This window comes from Brumicola blandensis, from assembly GCF_031846165.1.
In the GTDB taxonomy this organism is placed as follows: domain Bacteria; phylum Pseudomonadota; class Gammaproteobacteria; order Enterobacterales; family Alteromonadaceae; genus Glaciecola; species Glaciecola blandensis.
Window position 1 is genome coordinate 471,215 of sequence record NZ_JAVRIE010000001.1, and the last position, 23,558, is coordinate 494,772.

General features: G+C 42.6%; 20 protein-coding genes. 12 read left to right on the forward strand and 8 right to left on the reverse strand.

The annotated features are described in order from the left end of the window. Nucleotides 1–136 precede the first annotated feature (136 nt). Nucleotides 137–283, reverse strand: coding sequence for a hypothetical protein (locus tag RM544_RS01990; RefSeq protein ID WP_311360107.1), 147 nt, complete (start codon nt 281–283; stop codon nt 137–139). On the opposite strand from RM544_RS01990, the gene thrS reads away from it, so the two are divergent. The 8 genes from thrS (at nt 273) to RM544_RS02030 (ending at nt 8,095) form a co-directional block, all read left to right on the forward strand. Further along, nucleotides 273–2,189 carry a threonine--tRNA ligase gene (gene thrS / locus RM544_RS01995; protein ID WP_311360108.1) on the forward strand — a complete coding sequence of 639 codons (1,917 nt, stop codon included), beginning with the start codon at nt 273–275 and terminating at the stop codon, nt 2,187–2,189. The two genes, RM544_RS01990 and thrS, sit on opposite strands and share 11 nt — an antisense overlap. A gap of 102 nt (nt 2,190–2,291) precedes the next feature. Beyond that, on the forward strand, nt 2,292–2,837 hold the full coding sequence (gene infC, locus RM544_RS02000) for a translation initiation factor IF-3 (RefSeq protein WP_311360109.1): 546 nt from the start codon (nt 2,292–2,294) through the stop codon (nt 2,835–2,837). Nucleotides 2,838–2,950: 113 nt separating this feature from the next. Then, nucleotides 2,951–3,148 carry a 50S ribosomal protein L35 gene (rpmI, locus tag RM544_RS02005; protein ID WP_195732607.1) on the forward strand — a complete coding sequence of 66 codons (198 nt, stop codon included), beginning with the start codon at nt 2,951–2,953 and terminating at the stop codon, nt 3,146–3,148. A gap of 23 nt (nt 3,149–3,171) precedes the next feature. Further along, nucleotides 3,172–3,528, forward strand: coding sequence for a 50S ribosomal protein L20 (gene rplT / locus RM544_RS02010; protein ID WP_311360110.1), 357 nt, complete (start codon nt 3,172–3,174; stop codon nt 3,526–3,528). Between the two features lie 223 nt (nt 3,529–3,751). Then, nucleotides 3,752–4,732, forward strand: a complete 981-nt coding sequence (gene pheS / locus RM544_RS02015; RefSeq protein ID WP_311360708.1) for a phenylalanine--tRNA ligase subunit alpha — start codon at nt 3,752–3,754, stop codon at nt 4,730–4,732. A 14-nt stretch (nt 4,733–4,746) separates the two neighbouring features. Next, on the forward strand, nt 4,747–7,134 hold the full coding sequence (gene pheT, locus RM544_RS02020) for a phenylalanine--tRNA ligase subunit beta (protein WP_311360111.1): 2,388 nt from the start codon (nt 4,747–4,749) through the stop codon (nt 7,132–7,134). Nucleotides 7,135–7,138: 4 nt separating this feature from the next. Next, a complete protein-coding gene (locus RM544_RS02025; protein WP_311360112.1) occupies nt 7,139–7,432 on the forward strand; it encodes an integration host factor subunit alpha in 294 nt (97 codons plus the stop codon). A 111-nt stretch (nt 7,433–7,543) separates the two neighbouring features. Beyond that, complete coding sequence (locus tag RM544_RS02030) at nt 7,544–8,095, forward strand: hypothetical protein (RefSeq protein ID WP_311360113.1); 552 nt, start codon at nt 7,544–7,546, stop codon at nt 8,093–8,095. Nucleotides 8,096–8,108: 13 nt separating this feature from the next. Here the strand turns inward: RM544_RS02030 and RM544_RS02035 are convergent, their stop codons facing one another. Further along, nucleotides 8,109–10,442: a penicillin acylase family protein gene (locus RM544_RS02035; RefSeq protein WP_311360114.1), complete on the reverse strand. Its 2,334-nt coding sequence runs from the start codon at nt 10,440–10,442 to the stop codon at nt 8,109–8,111. 80 nt (nt 10,443–10,522) lie between these two features. Here RM544_RS02035 and nagZ point away from each other — a divergent pair, with 80 nt between their 5' ends. After that, nucleotides 10,523–11,557, forward strand: coding sequence for a beta-N-acetylhexosaminidase (gene nagZ, locus RM544_RS02040; RefSeq protein ID WP_311360115.1), 1,035 nt, complete (start codon nt 10,523–10,525; stop codon nt 11,555–11,557). Nucleotides 11,558–11,589: 32 nt separating this feature from the next. Here the strand turns inward: nagZ and RM544_RS02045 are convergent, their stop codons facing one another. The 4 genes from RM544_RS02045 to RM544_RS02060 all read right to left on the reverse strand — a co-directional run bounded on the left by RM544_RS02045 (nt 11,590) and on the right by RM544_RS02060 (nt 17,591). After that, nucleotides 11,590–12,129, reverse strand: coding sequence for a cob(I)yrinic acid a,c-diamide adenosyltransferase (locus RM544_RS02045; protein ID WP_311360116.1), 540 nt, complete (start codon nt 12,127–12,129; stop codon nt 11,590–11,592). Between the two features lie 104 nt (nt 12,130–12,233). Beyond that, nucleotides 12,234–13,427: a CsiV family protein gene (locus RM544_RS02050; protein ID WP_311360117.1), complete on the reverse strand. Its 1,194-nt coding sequence runs from the start codon at nt 13,425–13,427 to the stop codon at nt 12,234–12,236. Beyond that, entirely contained in the window at nt 13,417–16,938 is a 3,522-nt protein-coding gene (gene mfd / locus RM544_RS02055) for a transcription-repair coupling factor (protein WP_311360118.1), read from the reverse strand. Before mfd ends, RM544_RS02050 begins: the two co-directional genes overlap by 11 nt. 80 nt (nt 16,939–17,018) lie before the next feature. After that, complete coding sequence (locus RM544_RS02060) at nt 17,019–17,591, reverse strand: PilZ domain-containing protein (RefSeq protein ID WP_311360119.1); 573 nt, start codon at nt 17,589–17,591, stop codon at nt 17,019–17,021. Between the two features lie 230 nt (nt 17,592–17,821). Between RM544_RS02060 and RM544_RS02065 the strand changes: the two genes are divergently transcribed. Both RM544_RS02065 and RM544_RS02070 read left to right on the forward strand, forming a co-directional pair. Further along, a complete protein-coding gene (locus tag RM544_RS02065; RefSeq protein ID WP_409220033.1) occupies nt 17,822–19,027 on the forward strand; it encodes a lipoprotein-releasing ABC transporter permease subunit in 1,206 nt (401 codons plus the stop codon). Nucleotides 19,028–19,115: 88 nt separating this feature from the next. Next, nucleotides 19,116–19,676, forward strand: a complete 561-nt coding sequence (locus RM544_RS02070; RefSeq protein WP_311360120.1) for a phosphoribosyltransferase — start codon at nt 19,116–19,118, stop codon at nt 19,674–19,676. Between the two features lie 93 nt (nt 19,677–19,769). On the opposite strand, the gene RM544_RS02075 is transcribed toward RM544_RS02070, so the two are convergent. Further along, the gene (locus RM544_RS02075; protein WP_311360121.1) at nt 19,770–20,414 is read right to left on the reverse strand and encodes an energy-coupling factor ABC transporter permease; all 645 of its coding nucleotides are present in this window, start codon (nt 20,412–20,414) and stop codon (nt 19,770–19,772) included. A 125-nt stretch (nt 20,415–20,539) separates the two neighbouring features. On the opposite strand from RM544_RS02075, the gene RM544_RS02080 reads away from it, so the two are divergent. Beyond that, nucleotides 20,540–22,207, forward strand: coding sequence for an aminotransferase class V-fold PLP-dependent enzyme (locus tag RM544_RS02080; protein WP_311360122.1), 1,668 nt, complete (start codon nt 20,540–20,542; stop codon nt 22,205–22,207). A 47-nt stretch (nt 22,208–22,254) separates the two neighbouring features. Here the strand turns inward: RM544_RS02080 and RM544_RS02085 are convergent, their stop codons facing one another. Continuing rightward, nucleotides 22,255–23,550, reverse strand: a complete 1,296-nt coding sequence (locus RM544_RS02085; RefSeq protein WP_311360710.1) for a glycosyltransferase — start codon at nt 23,548–23,550, stop codon at nt 22,255–22,257. Between the last annotated feature and the right edge of the window lie 8 nt (nt 23,551–23,558).

Sequence of the window (23,558 nt, forward strand, 5' to 3'; positions counted from 1 at the left end):
AATGACAGTATTGTCGGCTTAAATTCTTATTGTGTTGGTGCTTCTGCCGTTATTGTTAGCGAATTAAGGAAACTAGCAATTGCATCTCATGTCTCCATGTCGTTATAATTTGCGCCACGGTTTACAGACTAATGGTCTATAAACGCTGAAGTGTTAACTCATTATGCTGTGTACGCTCTTTATAGTGTAGCACTGCCTTTATCATTGTACGTCGTTTACGACAAAGAATATCAAGTGGCACATCGTAGGTGTCACCACTGTTAAGGAAAATTATGCCGGTCATTACTCTTCCAGATGGAAGTCAACGCTCTTTCGAAAACCCTGTTTCAATTGTTGATGTCGCTATGGACATCGGTCCTGGTCTAGCGAAGGCGACTATCGCAGGTAAAATCAATGGTGAACTGGCTGACGCCTGTGACATGATCACCAGCGATGCAAGTCTGCAAATTATTACCGCTAAGGATGACGAGGGCTTGGAAATTATTCGCCACTCATGCGCTCACCTGATCGGTCACGCAATCAAACAGTTATATCCTGACGTTAAAATGGCGATTGGACCGGTAATTGATAATGGCTTCTATTATGACGTTGACTTAGACCAAGCATTGAATCAAGAAGACCTTGATAAGATTCAGAAACGCATGATGGAGTTAGCCAAAACTAGCTATCCAGTGGTCAAGAAAGTCGTTTCTTGGCAAGAAGCTAGAGACACTTTCGAAGCTCGCGACGAAATGTATAAGATGCAGATCTTAGATGAAAACATCGCAAAAGATGATCAACCTGCACTTTATCATCACGAAGAATATACTGATATGTGTCGTGGGCCGCATGTACCGAATATGAAGTTTTGTCAGCACTTCAAATTAATGAAAGTCGCTGGTGCATATTGGCGTGGCAATAGTGATAACAAAATGTTGCAACGTATTTACGGCACTGCTTGGGCTGATAAAAAGCAACTTAAAGGCTACCTGCAACGCCTTGAAGAAGCCGAAAAACGTGATCATCGTAAAATTGGTAAAACACTAGATCTATGGCATTGGCAGGATGAAGCGCCAGGCATGGTGTTTTGGCACAATGACGGCTGGACAATTTACACTGAACTAGAAAAATTCGTACGCGAAAAATTACGCGAATACGACTACGATGAAGTAAAAGCCCCGTTGATGATGGATCGATCTTTATGGGAAAAGTCGGGGCATTGGGATAAGTACGCTGAAAACATGTTCACTACCGAATCTGAGAAGCGTGAGTACGCGATTAAGCCTATGAATTGTCCAGGTCATGTTCAGATTTTCAATCAAGGCCTTAAATCTTACCGCGATTTACCGCTCAAAATGGCTGAGTTCGGTTGTTGTCATAGAAACGAACCGAGCGGCTCTCTCCACGGTTTAATGAGGGTACGTGGCTTTACTCAAGATGATGCTCATATCTTTTGTACCGAAGACCAAATACTTAAAGAAGTGAGTAAGTGTATTCAGATGGTGTATGACACGTATGCCGCCTTTGGGTTCACAAACATTGCGGTTAAGTTATCCACGCGTCCAGAAAAGCGGGTAGGTTCTGACGAAGTTTGGGATAAGTCTGAGAAAGAATTAGCACAGGCGCTACAAGCCAACAACATCGAGTTTGAATACTTGCCAGGTGAGGGCGCATTCTATGGCCCGAAAATTGAGTTTACTCTTTATGACTGTTTGGAACGTGCTTGGCAATGCGGTACTGTGCAGTTAGATTTCTCAATGCCAGGCCGCCTAGGATCAACCTATGTTGCCGAAGATGGTGAACGCAAAACACCGGTTATGATTCACCGGGCGATACTCGGTTCACTAGAGCGATTTATTGGAATACTCACCGAAGAGTTTGCTGGAGCATATCCCTTGTGGCTAGCACCAACACAGGCAGTTGTAGCTAACATCACAGATAGTCAGTCGGAATATGTTAATTCTGTAGTGAAGCAACTAAAAGACGCTGGCTTACGTGTCAAATCAGACTTACGCAACGAGAAAATCGGCTTTAAAATACGTGAACACACATTGCGTAAAGTGCCGTATTTATTAGTTGTTGGTGATAAAGAGAAAGAGTCAGGCATGGTTGCTGTAAGAACGCGCAAAGGCGTTGATATGGGCAGTATGCCGATTGCTGATGTGGTGTCTCATTTACAGGATGAGATCAAAAGTAAAAAAATTCCATAGCAGGAATTGAAAATATAGGTATAATATGCCCGTTTCGAGGAGCTCAATACAGTTTTTTACACTGATTTTGACTTCTCGGCATCTTTTAATGTTTTGGAGGAAATGCAAATTAAAGGCGCTAATAATAAAGCTCAGGGCGACAAAGCCCGTATTAATGATGAAATTACAGCTACTGAAGTAAGACTAATTGGTAAAGATGGTGAACAAGCAGGTATTGTCACACTGTCTGAGGCTCAAACTATTGCTGATGAAGCCACTTTGGATCTAGTAGAGATTAGCCCAAATGCAGCTCCACCCGTTTGTAAAGTCATGGACTACGGGAAGTTCTTATTCGAAAAGAGTAAAGAACAAAAAGAACAGAAAAAGAAGCAAAAGCAAATTCAGGTCAAGGAGATTAAATTTCGCCCTGGCACTGATGAAGGCGATTACCAGGTAAAACTGCGCAACCTGCGTCGCTTTTTAGAAGGCGGTGATAAAGCCAAAGTCACAATCCGTTTCCGCGGACGTGAAATGGCTCACCAAGAGATCGGCATTGAATTGCTAAAACGCGTTAGAGCGGATTTAGAAGATATTGCTAACTGCGAGTCTTTCCCTCATAGGGTAGAGGGTCGTCAGATGATCATGGTGCTTGCCCCACTTAAGAAGTAGTAACGGTCTAAAGTAAATTAATCTGCACAATTAATTTCACCTTGCTGCTAAACATAAACCACTAACAGGGTCTGCAACCTACGTTAGTTATTAAACAATGCGGAGTTTTAGCAATGCCTAAAATGAAATCCAACAGCGGAGCTGCCAAGCGTTTTAGAAAAACTGCTTCTGGTCGTTTCAAAAGTAAACAGTCTCACTTGCGTCACATTTTGACCAAGAAGAGTTCTAAGCGTAAACGCCACTTACGTGGTAAGAAATTGGTTCACACTAGTGATACCGCTCTTATCCAACGTATGTTGCCATACGTATAACCTTAGAATTAGGAGACTGAAGAATGGCTAGAGTAAAACGCGGTGTAGTTGCACGCGCACGTCATAAAAAAGTATTAAAGCAAGCTAAAGGTTATTACGGAGCTCGTAGCCGAGTGTATCGCGTTGCGGTACAAGCGGTAACAAAAGCGGGTCAGTATGCGTATCGTGACCGTCGTCAACGTAAGCGTCAATTCCGTCAACTATGGATTGCACGTATTAATGCTGCTGCACGTCAAAACGGAATGTCTTACAGCCGTTTCATCAATGGCTTGAAAAAAGCTTCTGTTGAAATCGATCGTAAGATCCTTGCTGACATCGCTGTACACGACAAAGTGGCATTTACTGCTCTTGTTGACGCAGCAAAAGGCGCATTAGCGTAATATCTATTAACAATAGTTTAAGTTCTTTTTGAAAAAGCGAGCGGGATGCTCGCTTTTTTGATCCTGCTGTTAAAACCCATCTCAAATCATGTCCCTAAAATATTCCAAAAATACCCAAAAACTACGCGTAAATACTCATAAAACCGTGTAAAATACGTGGTTTATGTCATTTATTTATGCTTTTATTAACAAAGCAGAATCTACCGTCCAAGAAGAGGAAGTAATGGAGCTTGAAGCCATCGTAGAAGAAGCGCGCTTAGCAGTTGAGGCTGCTAATTCACCTGCAGAATTAGATGCAGTGCGTGTCGCTTTCATGGGTAAAAAAGGTAAGGTCACTGGTTTAATGAAGGGACTTGGTGCTTTATCCAATGAAGAAAGGCCTGCTGCTGGTCAAAAGATCAATGTAGCGAAACAGTCAGTTCAGGGTTTAATCAATACTAAGTTGAAAGCGCTACAAGATGCAGAGTTAAACGCGAAGTTGGCCTCTGAGTCGGTTGACGTTACCTTACCTGGTCGCTCGCAAAGTACCGGTAATATTCATCCTGTTAGCCGCACAATTAAGCGTATTGAGGGCTTTTTTGGCGACCTAGGCTTTGCTGTCAAGACTGGGCCTGAAGTCGAAGATGGTTTTCATAACTTTGATGCCCTGAATATCCCAGCAAATCATCCAGCGCGAGCTGACCATGATACGTTTTATTTCAATCCAGATGTCATGCTAAGAACGCAAACATCCGGTGTACAAATCCGTACGATGGAAGCACAGAAGCCGCCTTTACGAATTATTTCGCCAGGTCGTGTTTATCGAAACGACTATGATCAAACGCACACGCCGATGTTTCACCAAGTAGAAGGTTTGATGGTTGACAAAAATGTTAGCTTCGCTGAACTAAAAGGCATTTTGCACGACTTTTTAAATCACTTCTTTGAAGAAGAAATGACCGTTCGTTTCCGACCTTCTTACTTCCCATTTACAGAGCCTTCAGCTGAAGTTGACGTAATGAGTAAAGATGGTAGTTGGTTAGAAGTGTTAGGTTGTGGGATGGTGCATCCCAATGTATTGAAGGCAGTTAACATCGACCCAGAAGAATATACTGGGTTTGCCTTTGGTATGGGCGTAGAACGACTAACAATGTTACGTTATGGCGTGAATGATTTACGTGCCTTTTTCGAGAACGATCTTCGTTTCCTGAAGCAATTTAAGTAAAACAGAGTTTATCAATGAAATTCAGTGAAAAATGGTTAAGAGAGTGGGTAAACCCAGCCATCTCTACAAATGAGTTATCCGAACAATTAAGCATGGCTGGCCTAGAGGTCGATGACGTAGCGCCAGTTGCTGAAGCTTTTTCAGGTGTTGTTATAGGTGAGGTGGTTGAATGTGGCCAACATCCAGACGCTGATAAGCTACAGGTAACCAAAATTAATGTGGGTGGCGATGAGCTACTCGACATCGTCTGCGGTGCACCCAATTGTCGCTTAGGATTAAAAGTTGCTGTTGCAATGGTAGGTGCGGTCTTGCCTGGGAACTTTAAAATTAAGAAGGCAAAGCTTCGCGGTCAGCCCTCTTTTGGTATGCTGTGTAGCTTTTCTGAATTAGGTATGGGCGATGACCACAGCGGTATACTTGAATTACCCGCTGACGCCCCAATCGGTGCTGATATACGTGAATACCTTGACTTAGATGACAATTGTATCGAAGTTGATTTAACACCAAACCGAGCAGACTGCCTTGGTATGAAAGGAATCGCACGAGAAGTCGGCGTGTTGAATCAACTTGATGTTAAGGAAGTCGCGATCTCTTCTGCCAAAGTAACTACCGAAGAACAACGCGGGATTCAGTTAGCAGCGCCAGATGCATGTCCGATTTATCTCGGCAGGGTCATCAAAAATGTTGATTTATCAAATCCAAGCCCTTTATGGATGCAAGAGAAGCTGCGTCGTAGCGGTATCCGTAGTATCGACGCCGTCGTTGATGTCACCAACTACGTATTGCTCGAACTTGGCCACCCGATGCATGCGTTTGATAATGACGTTCTATCAGGCGATATTGTTGTTAGAATGGCTGAAGAGGGTGAAAAACTCACCTTATTAGATGAAAACGAAATTTCGCTAAAATCGAATACCTTAGTTATCGCAGACCAAGATAAAGCATTAGCGATAGCCGGTATATTTGGTGGATTGCACTCTGGTGTCAGTGAAAAAACTCAAAATATCTTTTTAGAAAGTGCTTTTTTCTCACCCGACGCTATCATGGGTAAAGCCCGTCAATACGGCTTGCATACCGATGCATCTCACCGCTATGAGCGCGGAGTTGATCCAGAGCTACAACTGCAAGCAATGGAGCGTGCAACTGAGTTACTCGTTGCTGTTGTTGGTGGTGAAGTGGGGCCAGTATTTGAAGCAAGAGATGCTTCACATTTGCCTACACCCGCCAAAATTACATTGCGTGCTGAGCGTTTGGCTCGTGTATTGGGCATCAATATTGATTCAGCGCGCGTGAGCGATATTCTTCAGCGTCTAGGTCTTGAAGTCACTGTGAAAGACGACCGTTGGGAAGTTGTGGCACCTCTTTACCGTTTCGATATGAATATTGAAGAAGACTTGATCGAAGAGATTGCTCGCGTTTATGGATACAACAACATTCCTAATCAAGCACCCGTTGCGAGCTTAAAAATGCGTGACAGCGCGGAAGCGAGTATCGATTTGAATCGCTTTAAGGATTTGTTGGTAGATGAAGGCTTCCAAGAAGCCATTACCTATTCATTTGTTGACCCGAAAAAACAATCAATGTTATTTCCAGATCTCGAAGGCTTAGTCTTACCGCATCCTATTTCTTCAGACATGTCAGTAATGAGAGTGAGTTTATTACCAGGTTTGCTTGGTGCATTGTCTTACAATCAAAAAAGACAACAAAGTAACATTAAGTTGTTTGAAACAGGCTTACGCTTTACACCAAGTAAGAGTGAAAAGTCAGGTGTCGTACAAGAAAGTATGTTGTCTGGAGTGCTTTCGGGTAATACGGCGAACGAGCATTGGTCTATTCCGTCTGCATCCCTTGATTTTTTCGATGCGAAAGCAGTCGTTGAAAATATTATGTCTCTGAGCAGAGATGAGCAGAATATTGAATTTAAAGCAGAAAGTCATTCTGCTTTCCATCCAGGTCAGTGTGCTGGGGTATTCAAAGACGGTCAGTTAATTGGACATGTCGGTGCGATTCACCCTAAACTTGAAAAAGGACTCGGATTGCAAGGTAAGACCTTTGCATTTGAGCTGGAATTGGTTAGTATTTCATCAAGAACATTGCCTTGGATCAAAGCAATTTCTAAATTTCCAGTGAATCGCCGCGACATTGCTGTTACAGTAAAAGAAACGGTCGATACTGGTAAATTACTAAAAAGTATCGAAAAACTTGGCGTAACCGACTTGATTGACCTAAACTTGTTTGATGTATACAAAGGGAAAGGGATTGAACCTGGCTATAAAAGCTTGGCACTTTCAATTTGGTTACAGAACCCAGAGCGAACACTTGAAGATGCAGATATTCAAAAATCTGTCGATATAGTAGTGCAAGCGCTGGAAAACAACTTTAGTGCATCTTTGAGAGATTAATCGAATGGCATTAACCAAAGCCGAAATGGCTGAACATTTGTTTGAAAAATTAGGTTTAAATAAACGCGACGCAAAGGATCTCGTAGAAGCATTCTTCGAAGAGATCAAAGCGTGCCTGGAATCTGGAGAACAAGTAAAGCTTTCAGGTTTTGGTAATTTTGACCTAAGAACTAAAAATGAACGTCCCGGACGGAACCCGAAAACTGGTGAAGATATTCCTATCAAAGCCCGCAGAGTGGTTACATTTAGACCGGGTCAAAAATTAAAAAGTCGTGTTGAGAATATCAAAACCGATTAAATCTGCCTTATGTTCCAGCGCTGTTTCGCGCTGGTCTATCTAAGTACTGTCTATATAAAGGTGCTCAAACTGAACACTCTATCAACGTCAATGCTGGTAAAGCGTTCGCTAATGGCGAGCGCTTTTCTGTTTTTATTTGCTTGCCAACCGAGCGATGAAGATGCAGTAAGCGAAGTATCCACTCTAGAGCGCGACCAAGCTTCAATTCCCTTGCTAAGCCTTTCCGAATTAATGAGTGCGAGTGATTTCCAAGAAGGCATTAAGCAAGCTGTTATAAACGATGACCGCGCTGCTTTAGTCTATTGGCAAGAACAAGCATTGCTAGTAGCAAGCGAAGCAAATTTACTGCAGAGAGAGCTAGAGCTAATAAGCGGTGAGCAGGGGCTTGTTTATATCGAGTATCAAGCTAAAAAGCAGTTATTCAATGATAGCTTCGTAGAAAGGTTCCTTTATTTTCAGGAAATTGACAGCCTTATCAACCAATACCCATACTTAACGGGTCTTCATGAAAGAGCCAGGAAGTTGGTTGCTGAAAGAGATGCTTTGGTGCTCAAAGCAATCGAAATACTAGAAAACGATGCTTACCAGGGGAACGCACGCATTGCCGCGGAGCAGCAATGGCGTGACTATGTCTTGCAAAGCGGCTTGTTAGACAAACTGTAAATTCACAATAAATCTATTCCACTTCAAAGACTAAGGTGTGTTGTACCTCTTCGGGTAGGAAACGTTGTGCTTCATTTTCAACAAACTCTGAGTACCCGGTTTTGAAAAACACAGAAAGTGGATGGCCAGATTGTCCTCCAGGGATCGTGAGGATACCATTTTCTTCGTTACCAGGTTGTACAATTAGTCGTTGTGATGCACCAAATGAGGAGCGCTGTACCGCGGGCATATAACTGTCACCGAAGCCGGCAGATTCAGGCATAGTAAGAAAACTGCCGAAAGGACCTAGTTGAGATGAAAAGGGATGTTTGATGGCGAGTTTGTTTACTTTTCCCCATTCTAATCCCACTAAACTTGATGGGTCAGCATTATGTTGTTTTATCAGGTCTGCTCTAGTTTTATCGTAGGAGCTTAAAAGAAACGAGCCGTAACTTGCTTCTCCAACAGGCAACCAAGTGTCCACTTCGTCATCAATCAACTGCCATACAGCAGGCTCAATTTTTCGTAAAGCATTTCGCAAACTTAAACCATTTGATCTTACTTGCTGATTAATTGGCTCTAGCAATCGGTTAATGACAGTTGAACGGAAATAACGCGTTAAGGTATAGCCAATTGAATCACTGCAGGCACAGTTTTGCCATTCTTGTAAGGCTTTTATATCATTTTGATATTTTTCAGGCTGAGACTCTAAAACATTTAATAGTAAGTTGTGCCAAGGCCCGAGAAATAGTGCTTGGTTGTTCAATTGAATATTATAAAAATCTTGTTCTGCAAATTTTGACTTAGCGAATAATAGGTCTCGTATTTGTAAGCCTCGAATGCCCAGAGCATAACCACCATCGCCAAAGCGACGCATGTCATCAATGGACATGACTCGTGCGTTAGCAGTCCATAGGCGACCGCTCGTTGGATTGATATTTTGCGGCGAATCGAATTCATGCTGTTGCCATAGAGAGGAGTATTCCGCTTCACTAATAGCAGAAAGTGAGGGACTTGGCCTCGCACTAAGTGCGCCAATCGTTCTCCATCCTGCGTTACCCTCTGCATCAGCGAGCACTAAGTTTTGGATTGGGATCCTTACTTGTTGTGCAATTTCAAAACCCTCTTTCAGGTTTTTAGCTTCAGCTAAGTCATTTACTTTTACATTGACAGCATAGGACTGGTGGGCAACCCAGGATAGCGCGTATTTTTTGTCGCGGATTTGTTTCACTGGGCCATATTGGCTCATTTCAATGACAAGTTCTTCAGCACCATCAGGGCTTAGTATGGTTTCGTTAACTTGTTGTGTTAATGCGTAGGGTGATAGCTCGACCCAATCGACATTATCGAGGTTTGCGTTTGTAAATCCCCAAGCAATGTGTCCATTTGAGCCCACAATAATGCCAGGAGAGCCTGGCAAAGAGACGCCTGTTACTTTTATCTCTTGTTGCCCAGCAGTATAATTAAGTTGAGCCTTGTACCAAATAGGGGGAACTCTGAGGCCTAAATGCATGTCATCGCTGAGCATGGCGCTTTTTGTGTTGCTGAGGGCTCCCGTCACAGCCCAATTGTTACTCCCAATATCATCGACCTCTTCGATTGCTTCATAGGCGAATACGTCCAGCTCATTTATTGAATTAATTTGGCTCGTAGTAGCTCGAAAAGTTTGTGTATTGTTGGGATCAGGACTTGGGATCGAAGGGCTGCTCATTACGCTGCCATCAAGAGCGGCTTGATAAGGGCTCGCTTGGTTTAAGAAGCTAAGCATAGATAGACCAAAACGTTGTACTATAAATGTGTTGGTAAAGTCTCGCTCTACTTGTCCACCTTGTAAATCGAGATACATACTAAAGCTAACAAGTAAGCTGTCCTCCATTTTCCAAGGTGCAAATTCACTACCAGTGAGAAGGTACTCAAAGGGCCTAACGCTATAAGCCTCAGCTGCTTCGTTAACGCCCTTAGCGTAGGCCTCTAGCAAAGCAACTTGAGCTGCAGGCAACTTGGTTATAATCGCTGCAGCACGTTGTCGAAATTGATGGAATCGATTTGATTTGTCGATATTTAACGCAGCAGCGCCGACAATTTCAGACAATTCACCTGCGGCGGTTCTGCGCAATAAATCCATTTGAAAAAGGCGATCTTGCGCGTGCGCATAGCCCAAGGCGAAGGCTGCATCCTTTTTATTGTCTGCGCTGATAATCGCAGTGCCATATCGGTCTCTTTGTATTTTAGTTTGAGCGTGAATATGTCGGGTTTTAATCGTCCCATCAAGGCTAGGTAGACTGCCTTTTAATATGAAATAGGCTATTATGCAAATTAGAAAGATAAGTAGAAATAGGGCAGCCAATGCAGGTTTGATAAACTTCATTTTTTGTTCTTATAGTTTGCTTTGGAATGAATAGGCTAAGTGAAAATAGCTTGGTACACAAGTAATTAAAAGGGGTAGAAATGTCACCAATCGTTTTAGATGTTTTAGCTTATGAGTTAGACCAACTTGAACGCGAGAAACTCCAGCACCCACTTGTGGGTGGGCTTATCTTATTTTCTCGTAATTTTGCGGACAAAGAACAGTTATCAGCACTCGTAAAAGATATCAGAAAAACCGTTTCTCGGCCTTTCCTGATTTCAGTGGATCATGAGGGGGGCAGAGTACAGCGCTTTCAAGAAGGTTTTACAAAAATACCGCCTATGGCCAGTATTGAGAACCGCTTTAATAATTTTTCTGAAACTGCAAAAGAGCAGCAGCAACACGCTTTGGCATTTGCAATGGGCTTTGTGATGGCGTATGAGTTGCTTATTCTCGATATTGATATCAGCTTTGCTCCTGTATTAGATCTAAATGGTGTCAGTGAAGTGATTAAATCAAGGGCCTTTTCCGCTGATCCTGCGGAGGTTATTCGACTCAGTGAATGCTACACCCAAGGTATGCATGCAGCTGGTATGAAAACAACAGGAAAGCATTTTCCTGGCCATGGCTCTGTGGCTGAAGATAGCCATATAGCGATGCCCGTTGATACGCGGACCTACGCAGAAATCAAAGAAAGTGACATGCATGTCTTTTCAAAAATGATTGCTAAACAACAGATTGATGCCATCATGCCAGCTCATGTCATCTATCCAGAGATTGACGATAAACCAGCTGGTTTTTCACGCACTTGGATCCATGATGTATTGCGCGGTGAACTTGGTTTCAACGGCACTGTCTTTTCTGATGACCTATCTATGGAAGCTGCGAGTGTTGGCGGCAGTGTTTGCGACCGCGCGGAACTGGCCCTTGATGCGGGCTGCGATATGGTCCTTGTGTGTAACTCTCCTAGCGAAGCAGAAAAGACCATCGATGGTTTGTCGCAATCAACCACGTATAGCCAACGTTGGCTATCACTGTTGGCACCGCGACCAGAGCAGGGCCGCAACACCTTAGAGGCAAAACGAGCGGAGTACCTAGAGCATCAGGCTTTGATCAATCGTTTACAAGAGGATTAACTTAGCTGAAAAGCTTACTGTTTCTGTGGGGCTTAAATTTCGATGTCGGCAATGCCTGTTCTTGCATTAAAACTGCGGGCCGCAACGAACAGATAGTCCGATAAACGATTAATATAAGCGATACAAATATCAGGGATGTTCTGCTGAGCGGATAAAGCAACAAGGTTTCTTTCTGCGCGTCTTGCAATGGTTCGTGCAACGTGAGCCTGGGCACCGAGTTGTGAACCACCAGGTAGAATGAATTTGGTTTGTGGTGATAGTGTTGACTGAAGCTCATCAATTGCTGTCTCCAATACCTCGACGCTATTTTCGTTTAATTGTGGCTTGTCTGATATTGCAAAGCCGATAGAAAACAAGTTGTGTTGGATTGATTGAAGAAACTCGCAACTCAAGGAGCTTGCACTTAAATTCTCTTTTTCATTTAACAAGGCTGACAACAAACCAATGTGGCTATTCAGTTCATCTAAGGTGCCATAACATTCTAAAATGATATCGTCTTTGCTCAGTCTTAAAACTTCTGAGGTGTATACCTGCGTCGTGCCTTTATCGCCAGTTTTCGTATATATTTTCATGTTGTGCAATTTCCGCTGTGTGTGTTTCTTCGCTTAGCCTTGCTATCGATAGCGTAAACTCAGTTTAACTGTTGTATAAGGATAAATAAGCCCTAGGCTTGAAACTAGTTTTCAGCAATCTCTTCTTTCGGAAACTCATACCGCTGAAGTCGCACTACAAAACCAAATTTAGGGTGATCGAAATAATGAATCTGCTTACTGATGATACGTCGACGCTGTTTGAAGGGATATTGTTCAAAGTAAGCATCACCGAAGGTATCGACTTTCAATTCTACATGCTCAAACTCAGCCTCAATATGCAGATAAGGTACTCTGTTGATGTATTTCAAATACACCTTCATTTGTCCATCTAACTCCCAAGGCTCAATGTGGCTTTCTGACCCTTTTGTATTTGGGACACTTGCTTCTTGGCGTGTCCAATCGACCGTATTGCCAGCTTGAAGTTGGGCTTTAAGCTCTTCAAAAAAGGTCTCTGAATTTTGATCAATTACGCTATCTTCGTCGGGCTCATACTTTTCTTTTAATTCATCATACCTTGGACTTGACGGTGGGGGAAGTTGCAAGCGTTGACCAGCGTAAACACGATAAAATTTGGCATTTTCTTCACCAAATACCACGGGTTGTCGCCATGCAACATGTATCAGGGCTTGCACGTCACGCTGTGCAAAAAGACGCGAAGCATAGTCTTTAAGATAGAACTGGTCGTCACTCAATAGGTGGTGGTTACGGGTTTGCTCTAGTGTTTCCTGTTGCAGATATATAGGGACTGAATCGACATTCTTATATTGAATCATCTGTGCAACGAGCTGTTCTCTCGTGTTATCGCACGCTTCCTTCTCTTTCAACTTTTGTGACCAGAGTGAGATATCGGCTTGAAAAGTGTCATCTATATCGGTTTGTTCAGTGTTTGTTTCTTCCTGACGGTTGTCTTCCACCATGTTGAATGGCGCTAATGGCGAGAATATATTCACTAAGCGGCTTGGAAATTCAGGCTCTTCGGGAATGCATTCAAAGACCATTTTTTGAATATTTACTAATGGGTTGGCTTTACGATACAAAGGATAAGAAAGCAGATCGACTGGCGACGTAGATTCTGCGTTAAAGGTCGCTTTCGAAAAATCTTCCTCAACCTGAGAAGATGCACTGCGTTGAAAAGCAATCACTTCAACATCGAACCACCAATCAGTATCTTCAACCGAAGCTGGATTATCTGATTGAGCATTGGCTGCTATGGGCATAGCTAATATTAGTAATGCATTGATAACCTTAAGCAAAGGTTTCACTGAGTTAGCTCGCATGGCATTCCTTGACAAATTTTTCTAGCAATTCTGTTACATGATCCAGTTTTTGTTGCGCGCTGTCGAGTTTTTTCACAAACCTAAGTTTTTGAGGCCCATCAAATTTATATTGACTGGGGTACTTTTGAATCAACTGAATTAGGTAGCCTGGATCAATCTTGGTGTTTTGCTCAAACTCAATACTGCCACCTGTTTGGCTAATTTCTATCTTTTGTATTCCGAGTTTCTCAGCGATGAGCTTCAAACTCGACTGACGAACAAGGTTTTTGGCGCTATCTGGTAGCAGTCCAAAGCGGTCTATCAGTTCAATTTGATATTCATCTATTTCTAGCTGCGACTTGCAGTTTGCTAGCTTCTTGTACAAGGAAAGGCGAGTATTTACATCACCAATATAATCATCTGGTAGCAAAGCGGGTATACGCAGGTCAACTTCTGTTTGCGCCGATAATACATCGTCTAATGACGGCTCTTTACCGTCTTTTAGAGCTTGTACGGCTTGTTCCAACATTTCCATGTACAAGCTAAAGCCAACCGAATTAATCTGACCTGATTGGTCATCACCAAGCAGTTCACCCGCACCACGAATTTCCAAGTCGTGAGTCGCTAACGCAAATCCCGCACCCAAGTCTTCAAGAGAGGCAATGGCGTCTAGCCGTTTACTCGCATCCTTGGTCATTCGACGTGGATGAGGTGTTAATAAGTACGCATAAGCTTGATGATGCGAACGCCCAACACGCCCTCTTAGTTGGTGTAACTGAGCGAGTCCAAGATGATCAGCTCTGTCCATGATAATAGTATTAGCGGTAGGTACATCAATACCCGTCTCGACAATCGTGGTACACACTAATACATTGTAACGTTGATGATAGAAATCATTCATTACATTTTCGAGTTCGCGTTCACGCATTTGACCGTGCGCAATTGCGATACGCGCTTCAGGAATGATTTCTTCGATTTCACGGGCAGTTTTCTCAATTGTCTTCACTTCGTTATGTAGAAAGTAAACTTGACCACCACGCAAAATTTCGCGCATAACAGCTTCACGCACGATGTCTTCCTGGCGAACCTGCACGAAGGTTTTAATCGCCAAACGCTTGGCTGGCGGCGTTGCGATGATAGATAAATCGCGCATACCACTCATCGCCATATTCAGTGTTCTAGGAATAGGGGTAGCGGTGAGCGTAAGAATATCGACATCTGCACGTAAGGCTTTGAATTTTTCTTTCTGGCGCACACCAAAGCGATGTTCTTCGTCAATGATGACTAAACCAAGATCTTTAAACTTCACATCATCCTGCAAGAGCTTATGCGTTCCTACTACAATATCTGCTTGGCCATTGGCTAGTTCTTCAATCACAACCTTTTGCTCTTTTGCACTGCCAAAGCGGGAAATTACTTCGATTTTAAATGGCCATTGAGCAAATCGATCTTTAAAGTTCTCGTAGTGTTGCTGAGCTAGTAGGGTGGTGGGAACTAATATCGCGACCTGTTTCCCGCTAGATGCAGCAATGTATGCAGCACGCATTGCAACTTCAGTTTTACCAAAACCAACATCACCACAGACTAGACGATCCATTGCATTTGGGCTGCCCATATCCTGTAAAACGGCATTGATGGCGGTTTTTTGGTCTACAGTTTCTTCAAAAGGAAAACTGTCTTCGAAGGTTTGATATTCTTGCCATTCAATTGGGTATGCGTAACCAGGTTTTGCAGCTCGTTTAGCATATACGTCTAGCAGCTGTGCAGCGACATCCCTGACTTTCTCTGCCGCCTTACGTTTAGCTTTGCTCCAGGTATCGTTACCGAGTAAATGTATAGGAGCATGGTCTGGATCTCCCCCAGAATAGCGACTTATTAGATGCAAACTAGACACCGGAACGTACAACTTAGCACCTTTTGCATATTCAATAGTGAGGTACTCTGTAGTCACTCCTCCCGCATCTAAGGTTTGCATGCCGAGAAATCTACCAACACCATGGTCAATATGCACAACCGGTTGGCCTTCGGTTAACTCTGCGAGATTTCGAACTATTGATGCTTCATCACTGACTTTGCGCTTATCTTTCAGTTTACGGCGGCTGACTTTATGCCCAAGTAATTGAGTCTCAGTGACAAACAAAAACGATTGCTTACCGTCCTCAAAAGCAAAACTGTTTTCAACCATACCTACACATATAAATATATGTTGGCTGGTATGTGTCAATGCATCCTCAAGGGTAGGTGAATTAGACGGTTTAATTTTCGCTTTATTAAGAATATCGATCAGGTTTTCTTTTCGACCTTGTGATTCTGCGATGAAAATCACTTTCGTTTTTTTCTCTAAGGCTTTTTTTACTTCTGCCTGTATAGCCTGATATGGATTCGTTGCGGTGAGATCAATACCAATATTTGTGACAGGGTGACATGAAAAATTATATTTGCCCGCTTTCTTCGGTAAGGTTTCTGGCACGATGAAAGCGCGTGGCCACTGTTTCAAAGAATTGAGTAACTCATGTGTATCTAAAAATAAATCGATTGGCGCTAGCAATGGACGCGCTAAGTTATAACGGTATTGTTCGTAACGGTTATTCAGATCTTTGCTAAATCGATCAGACGCCGCCTGCATATCACCCATACAGATGAGTAATGAGTCATCGTTTAAATAATCAAACAGGCTCGCTGTTTTATCGAAGAAGAGTGGAAGGTAGTATTCAATACCACTTGGCATTGTACCTTTGCTCACCTGATAGAAAATCGACTCTTTATCTGCAGTATTACTGCGTTCAAATTTTTCTAAATAGCGTTCACGGAAACCCGTAATTGCTGGTTTATCGGTTGGGAATTCTCTAGCCGGCAATAAGCGAATGGCATCGGTTTCATCAAGGCTTCGCTGACTCTCAGGATCGAATAGTCGAATAGAGTCAATCTCATCATCAAATAAATCGATTCTGAAGGGGTGATCACTACCCATTGGGAATAAGTCAATAATACTGCCTCGAACAGAAAATTCACTGTGTGACATCACCTGACTGACGTGTAGATAACCAGACTTTTCTAATTTGCGTTTGAAGTCATCAGTATCTATTGTTTCACCAACCTTGAGGTACAAGAGATGTTGTCCCACATAATCTACTGGTGCTAAACGCTGCAAGAGTGTATTCATGGGCACAATAAAGATACCCGCTTGCTTCTTATTTAATAAATATAAGGTCTCTAATCGCTGAGAAACAATATCCTGATGAGGTGAAAAACCATCATAAGGTAGGGTTTCCCAATCGGGAAAAAGCTGCACATGTATGTCATCGGCCCGAAGGAAAAATGCCAGTTCTTTTTCTAGCTTGATCGCTTTGGGGCTATCCTCGGTGATAACAATTAAAGGCCCGCTATGGCTTTTACCGGCATTTGCAATGCTAAGTGCTGAGCTAGCACCCTGCAGTTCGCCCCACTGAATATGATCGATGATGCGCGCAGACGCCTGTGAGCCGGAGGCAGATTTTGTTTTGGGTAATGGAATATTGAATAAATTTGACATACTACGAAGAAAAAAACTCTTTGATTATATAAGATTGCAAAACAAGTCCGCCCAATCACTCATCGCTAACACTAAAAATGTTAACGATTTTTACGAAGTTGAGAAGTTTGTAAATGTAAACTGGCACGAACCAAAAGTTCCTGGTCCTGCTCACGGATGTGTGTGTAAACGTAACTGACTTGATAAAGATCATCGATGTGTTCAACCTCAATGACTTCAGCTAGACAGAATATGGCAGCCGCTTCTTTTTCTAGAAAGATTTTAACTTCTGCAAGCTGACCTAATTCTGGCGCATCCTGATGTTCAACGATAACACCTCCGCCACCAAATTTAGATGCGGTTTTTCTAAGTGCCTCATCATCTTGTTGAATCAGTATGTAAGACATCATAAGGTCGATTTTTCGCGCTTGCATTTGCAAGTAATCCACTAAGTCTTCTAGTTTGTCACCTAGTGAACGCAGCGGTTTTAGTGCTTGAGATTCTATCTCAGAGAGTTCAGAAGCGATACGAAAAGCATAGGGCATACTGGCTTCAAATTCATCCATGCTTTGATTAACTAGGCTGCTATCAATAAATTTTACGTTTACTTTGGTTGCATGCTTTATTAAAAAGTATGAGCCGAAGTTGGCTTGTTTTTCTTCTAATGAGTTCAATGGAAACGTTCCTGTAATCGCCGCACATGGCATTAATCCCGAGTAGGGAGTAGCAGCCCCCCAATGCTTAGGGTAGAATGCAAGTCACGTAATTTAACAAAATTGTCCGCAAGTTTCACTGTTGTTTATGACTTATTACAACCTTGTAGGCTTGTGAGCAAATGCGTTAGCAAGACTTTGCTACACTTGTCGACCTTCCAATACATAAAATGGACTGAAGTATATACTCTATGTTGCGCCTACCAATTTCAGCATTCATCGGAATGCGATATTCCAAAACCTCAGTTAAACGCAGTTTTATTGCCTTTATAAACTTGTTCTCGGTGGTTGGTATCGCCCTTGGCATCGCATCATTGATCACTGTTATTTCAGTTATGAATGGGCTGGAGGGGCAACTTAAACAAAAGATACTGGGGATACTCCCGCATATTGTTGTTGAAAGTCGAGAACCGCTTGAGTTTTCAAGTGACCTTGCACAACAAGTCGTATTTACAACTGACTTCACTGAACAGGAAGCGATTATTCAATCTAGCAAGACAATCAAAGGAGTCTTTCTTCAGGGGATAGATACTGAGCAAGTGCAAAAGCACTCTATCATTGCAAAGAATATGATCGCTGGTAGCTGGCAGTCAATGCGTCAGGGGAGTTTTCAAGTACTGATCAGCCGAGCCTTGGCGAGTCAAATGAGAGTCAGCATAGGCGATCAGTTACGTGTTATTAGCCCAAACGCTAGCGTGTTTACTCCTTTAGGTAGAATGCCTAGTCAACGCTTGGTAACGATTGGAGGCTTGTTTCAACTGAATAGCGAGGCTGATGATAAAGTCATGCTAATGAATATTCATGATATTGCGAAGTTGTCTCGAAAGCGCAATCTCGACTTTGTGAGTCAACGTCTCTACCTTGAAGATGCATTCGAATACGAAAGTGTCACTCAGGCCCTAGATAAACAAGGTTTGGAATATACCACCTGGCGCTCAAGACAAGGTCCTTTGTTTGACGCAGTGAGTATGGAAAAGTCAATGATGTCTCTCATGCTATTACTGATCATTGCTGTCGCGGCTTTTAATATCGTTTCAGCACTGGTGATGGTTGTCAGTGAAAAAACCAGTGATATTGCAATATTACAAACCCAAGGCTTATTGCCGAAAGATGTGATGTTAATTTTCATTCTTAATGGTGTATTTAATGGCGTAAAAGGCATTCTGGCTGGGCTTGCATTAGGCTTGTTACTGGTGTCGCAACTGAATAATATACTCAGCTTGATTGGCGTAAATTTAGGCTTTGGTCCGAATGGTATGGGCCTGCCCATTGATTTACGTTGGTCAGAAGTGTTGGTAATATCGTTAAGTTCACTCGGCTTATGTATTGCTGCTACTTTATACCCTGCGTTTAGGGCTGCTTCAATTCATCCTGCAAATAGCTTACAAACCCAATAATCGTTATACTATGCGAACATGAATCTATAGTGGCAAGTTCTTACTTGTTTTTACCTTTATCTGATACAGATTTAACAGAGAGTTTATTTTGAGCAAAAAATATATCAGTTCACAATCCCTTTTAGAGGATAGTTTTCGTTTAGCATCAAAAGTGTTTAAAGACGGATTTAAGCCTGATTTTATCATTGGCATCTGGCGCGGCGGAGCGCCTATAGGGATTGCTGTTCAAGAGTTTTTTGAATACAAAGATACGCCAACTGATCATATCGCGGTGCGCACATCGTCTTACTACGGCATTAATAAACAATCCAAAGAAATAAAGGTTCATGGATTGCATTATCTTATTGAGAATGCGAATGCTGGAGATAGCTTGTTGATTGTGGATGACGTGTTTGATTCAGGCCGCAGTGTCGAAGCCCTTATCAATCAGATTGAAACGCTGATGCGCTTAAATACGCCGAAAGAAATAAGAATTGCGACTCCTTGGTACAAGCCTCAGAACAATAAAACACAAATTGTGCCTGATTACTTTGTGAATGAGAGTGATGAGTGGCTTGTATTTCCGCATGAGTTGGCTGGCTTGAGCGTAGAAGAGATAAAAGAAGGGAAGACAGAGCTAAGTAACATATTGGATGTTTTGCTCGACTAGTACATAGCGCAATTCATTGACCCTCATGGAAAAGGCTGCATCTGCAGCCTTTTTCGTTTTCCGAACAGAGTATTGCCATGCAATATACCGCTATTATTTGTTATCAATATAAAATTTGTCGTGGAAAGTATAAACCCAATGGGGTTTGTGGACGATGAGTACCGTCATTGTCATGCCATTGAACATCGCTTCTGGAAATAACAGGAGAGGGGTGAGTAGTACATAATTCTGATAGATAGTGTCCCATGTCAGGTCAGTATCGATGTAGTAATAACCGGCTAATATCAGCATTTTTAATGAAATTGTAATTGCACCAGGAAAGAAGCCACAAACGAAAAGGTAGACAAAAACGTTACGTGGCAACTTATGAAATGACCAACTGAAAATAAGATAGGTGATCGCAATTGGCATTGCGACGCCAGCCAACCAGTTTACTCCTAACATTGAGGCATGTTCATAGCCTAACAGAGTGACTGCAAGCAATACTAAACTGGCAGAAATAATGGCCCAGCGGAAGCCGAGAACTAGGGCTAAGGATGTTAGCCACATAAAGTGAACGTAAAGTTCATCGACTATTCCAGCACGAAAAATCCACAGAATAAACACCAACACGGTGGTGCCGAAAAAGCGATGTTGCAGTGTCGTATCGGTTTTGAGGTCAGCGATCTTTGTATTTTTTAATACAACGAAGAGCAGACACAAGGCGCCTATCAAGGACATGATTTCAATTATTGTCATTTGTAATACACATTATTTGCTGAAGTTTCATGAAGACAACTCGAAGAGTGAGTGTATATGATACATAATATGGGCCCTGACTTTTAGTCAAGCTGGCTATTTTTATTTTCAGATATCGAGGCAAAGTGAACTTTAAACCACAATTTCCATTCTTCACTGCACGACCAGAACAAGTGTATTTAGACAGCGCTGCTAGCACACAGCGGCTAGGTGCTGTGCTGAAGGCCAGTGAGTCGTATTACGTAAATTATAATGCAAGTGTGCATCGCAGCGCCTACGAAATAGCAAACGAAGCTACTCAAGCATATGAATGCTCTCGAACGGCTCTGCAGAAACTGATTAATGCTAGTTCGCCTTCCGAAATCGTTTTTACCAGTGGTGCGACAGAAAGCCTCAACCTGATAGCACAGGGCTTACATGCCAACATGCTGAGTGGGAGAAAAATCTTAATTATGACGAGTGAGCATCATGCGAATATCCTCCCATGGCAAATGCTCGCGAGACAATTGGGTTTGGAGATTGAAACGCTCCCTTTAGGAAGCGAAGGGCAGTTTGATAAACGCGAATTCCAGGCATTATGTTCAAAACTGACTCAAGATGTTGCTCTATTAGCGATTGCTCATGTGTCTAATGCCCTAGGGAATATTTACCCTTTAGAGTCTATCTTGAAGATAGCCCGGCAGCATAATATTCTCAGTGTGATTGATGGTACTCAAGCGCTAGCGCATGTTCCGGTTGATGTGCAAAAGCTTGACTGTGATTTTTATGTAGCCAGTGCACATAAAATGTACGGACCAACTGGCATTGGCATGCTTTTTGGCAAATATGACAACTTACTGGCTTTGTTACCAAGCAAGCTGGGCGGTGAAATGCTGAGCGATGCAAGTTTTGATAGTTTCGAATGCGCGCCCCCACCGCTGAAATTTGAAGCTGGTACGCCTAATATTTCTGGGGTGATTGGTTTTGCTACTGCGGCCCATTTTGTCCATCAACATTTGGCAGAAATTCAGGTACACGAAAATACCTTGAAAGCGTTTTTGTTGAGCTCTCTTTTGGATATCTCTGACATTAAAGTTTGGGGTAACCATGCGCAACCTGAAACAAGAGACAACAGTATTGCCACTGTCTCTATCAGCTTCCATCAGCTGAATGTCAATGATGTTGCTCAATACTTATTTCAATCGAATATTGCGGTTAGGATTGGTCATCACTGTGCCATGCCATTGATGAAAGTACTGGGTATCGGGGGAACCTTAAGGATTTCTCTCGGGTGCTACACCAGCAAAGAAGAGATTTCCTTTTTCATGAAACACTTACAAGCGGCTATATCAGCGTTAAAGCAAGATATGTCGAGTAGCGTAAGTAAAGACAGTGAGATAATTGAGTCAAGGGAGGGGATTGATTCAACAAGTTTAGCACTCCCAATTGCGAGTAAGATAGCAGCTAGCAAAGGGTGGGATAATCAGTATCGCCAGCTTTTGTTAGCAAGCAAAAAGTTAAACACACTGGTTGTGGAAGAACGCACAGAGGCAACTTTATTGAAAGGTTGTGAATCTGATGTTTGGGTGGCTAATATATCAGGTGAGTTACACGGGTACTCTGAGAGCAAAGTGATCCGTGGTATTCTTTCACTTCTGCTAGAAAAAGCGAATTCGCTTGGGCAAGAGGCTAGCTCATTTGATTATTTTACTTATCTTGAGGCTTTGCACCTCACTCAATACTTTAGCCAAGGTAGAAGAGATGGTGTCGGTCACGTAATAGAAAGAATTAAGCGACTACTGAAAACGGCATAGCCATTGTTAATGCTGAGTCAGCTAACCACCATAAACCCAAGATAACGTTACTTCAGTTTTGATTTGGCTTCTATCCATTGACTCATGTATTTCGTTGAACTTGTTGTATGGTGTTGAAGAATTTGCCCAAAAAAGTGCTTATTTCGATGTTGATTTAGGTTCGCATAGACTTTTTGTAACTTCTCTAATAGCCCATGTGATTGCGTTTCATAGTCAAATAGGGCATTGATATGCTGCGCACAGCCTTGGCTTGCCTCAAGCCAGCGCGCCTCATTCTGATATAACGCTATCGCTTCCTTGATGAAGTTATCAGTATTTTCACTGATATCGCTTATGGCGCCAGGCCAAGATGGTAAACCTACCGTGTGGTCTGTTGCTGCATCTGTCGCTACATCTGTCGTTACAATCAGGCCCTCGCTACCAATTGGGCTAGTGACACTGGGTGTGTTACAACGCATTGCGTCCACCAGCTTTCCCTTAATGCCTGCACCGAAGTTTATTGGAGCAAGTAATACACGAGATGAGCCAATGGCTTGTTCAGCGTCTTCAATATAACCATGCACCAAAAAGCCAAGTTTCTTATTCTCTAGTTGTTTAGCTTTAGGAGGTAAATAGGCACCATAAACATGACATTTCGCATCAGGAAGGTGCTTCTTTATAGTTGGCCAAATTTTGCTGCGCAGTGTCAGTACTGCATCCCAGTTAGGCGCATGTCGAAAGTTTCCAATCGTGATGAAGTCTCGTCGCTCTGAATAGAGGGGATCTTTTTGTGCATCCTTATTGGGGAGTAAAAAGCGACAGTGGTGAAGAAGGTCAGACGATATTCCGAAGTGTTCCACCAATAAGTTAGTTTCAAAATCCGATAATAAAATACTGATGTCGCACCGCCATATTGAGGCTAACTCTCGTTTGCAGGTATCTGAATAGAGGTAGGGCTCTACACTAGCAAAGTGGTTTGGATTGACTTGGTTTTTATACGCCTCATGTCTGGCATAACGCAAAAAATGTAAATCTTCACAATCCAAGACTTTTAGGCAATTTGGCGCAGCTTCTGCGACTCGCCAAGAAAACTGCTCTTCACTAATGTAACGGTCAAAAATAGCAATGTTCGGCTGATACTCACGAACGAATTCGTCAAAACTACTATCATTCAACAACACACTGCGTTGTTCATCAACAAGGCAATCTAGCGGTGTTGAGCGTTCAGACTTTTCAGATGCGCTGACAAAACATACCTCGTGTCCTTGCTGCTTGAACAATTCGATATAGCTTAAGATATTTTGGCTCGCTGCGGAGGAACGAGCCTCTGGCCATACAAGGCCAATAAATAGGACTTTTAACACTGACAATG

Excerpts from the sequence above, each read along its gene's own strand:
- thrS (WP_311360108.1), top strand. The coding sequence starts at position 273 with ATGCCGGTCATTACTCTTCCAGATGGAAGTCAACGCTCTTTCGAAAAC.
- RM544_RS01990 (WP_311360107.1), bottom strand. The coding sequence starts at position 283 with ATGACCGGCATAATTTTCCTTAACAGTGGTGACACCTACGATGTGCCA.
- infC (WP_311360109.1), top strand. The coding sequence starts at position 2,292 with ATGCAAATTAAAGGCGCTAATAATAAAGCTCAGGGCGACAAAGCCCGT.
- rpmI (WP_195732607.1), top strand. The coding sequence starts at position 2,951 with ATGCCTAAAATGAAATCCAACAGCGGAGCTGCCAAGCGTTTTAGAAAA.
- rplT (WP_311360110.1), top strand. The coding sequence starts at position 3,172 with ATGGCTAGAGTAAAACGCGGTGTAGTTGCACGCGCACGTCATAAAAAA.
- pheS (WP_311360708.1), top strand. The coding sequence starts at position 3,752 with ATGGAGCTTGAAGCCATCGTAGAAGAAGCGCGCTTAGCAGTTGAGGCT.
- pheT (WP_311360111.1), top strand. The coding sequence starts at position 4,747 with ATGAAATTCAGTGAAAAATGGTTAAGAGAGTGGGTAAACCCAGCCATC.
- RM544_RS02025 (WP_311360112.1), top strand. The coding sequence starts at position 7,139 with ATGGCATTAACCAAAGCCGAAATGGCTGAACATTTGTTTGAAAAATTA.
- RM544_RS02030 (WP_311360113.1), top strand. The coding sequence starts at position 7,544 with ATGGCGAGCGCTTTTCTGTTTTTATTTGCTTGCCAACCGAGCGATGAA.
- RM544_RS02035 (WP_311360114.1), bottom strand. The coding sequence starts at position 10,442 with ATGAAGTTTATCAAACCTGCATTGGCTGCCCTATTTCTACTTATCTTT.
- nagZ (WP_311360115.1), top strand. The coding sequence starts at position 10,523 with ATGTCACCAATCGTTTTAGATGTTTTAGCTTATGAGTTAGACCAACTT.
- RM544_RS02045 (WP_311360116.1), bottom strand. The coding sequence starts at position 12,129 with ATGAAAATATATACGAAAACTGGCGATAAAGGCACGACGCAGGTATAC.
- RM544_RS02050 (WP_311360117.1), bottom strand. The coding sequence starts at position 13,427 with ATGCGAGCTAACTCAGTGAAACCTTTGCTTAAGGTTATCAATGCATTA.
- mfd (WP_311360118.1), bottom strand. The coding sequence starts at position 16,938 with ATGTCAAATTTATTCAATATTCCATTACCCAAAACAAAATCTGCCTCC.
- RM544_RS02065 (WP_409220033.1), top strand. The coding sequence starts at position 17,822 with ATGTTGCGCCTACCAATTTCAGCATTCATCGGAATGCGATATTCCAAA.
- RM544_RS02075 (WP_311360121.1), bottom strand. The coding sequence starts at position 20,414 with ATGACAATAATTGAAATCATGTCCTTGATAGGCGCCTTGTGTCTGCTC.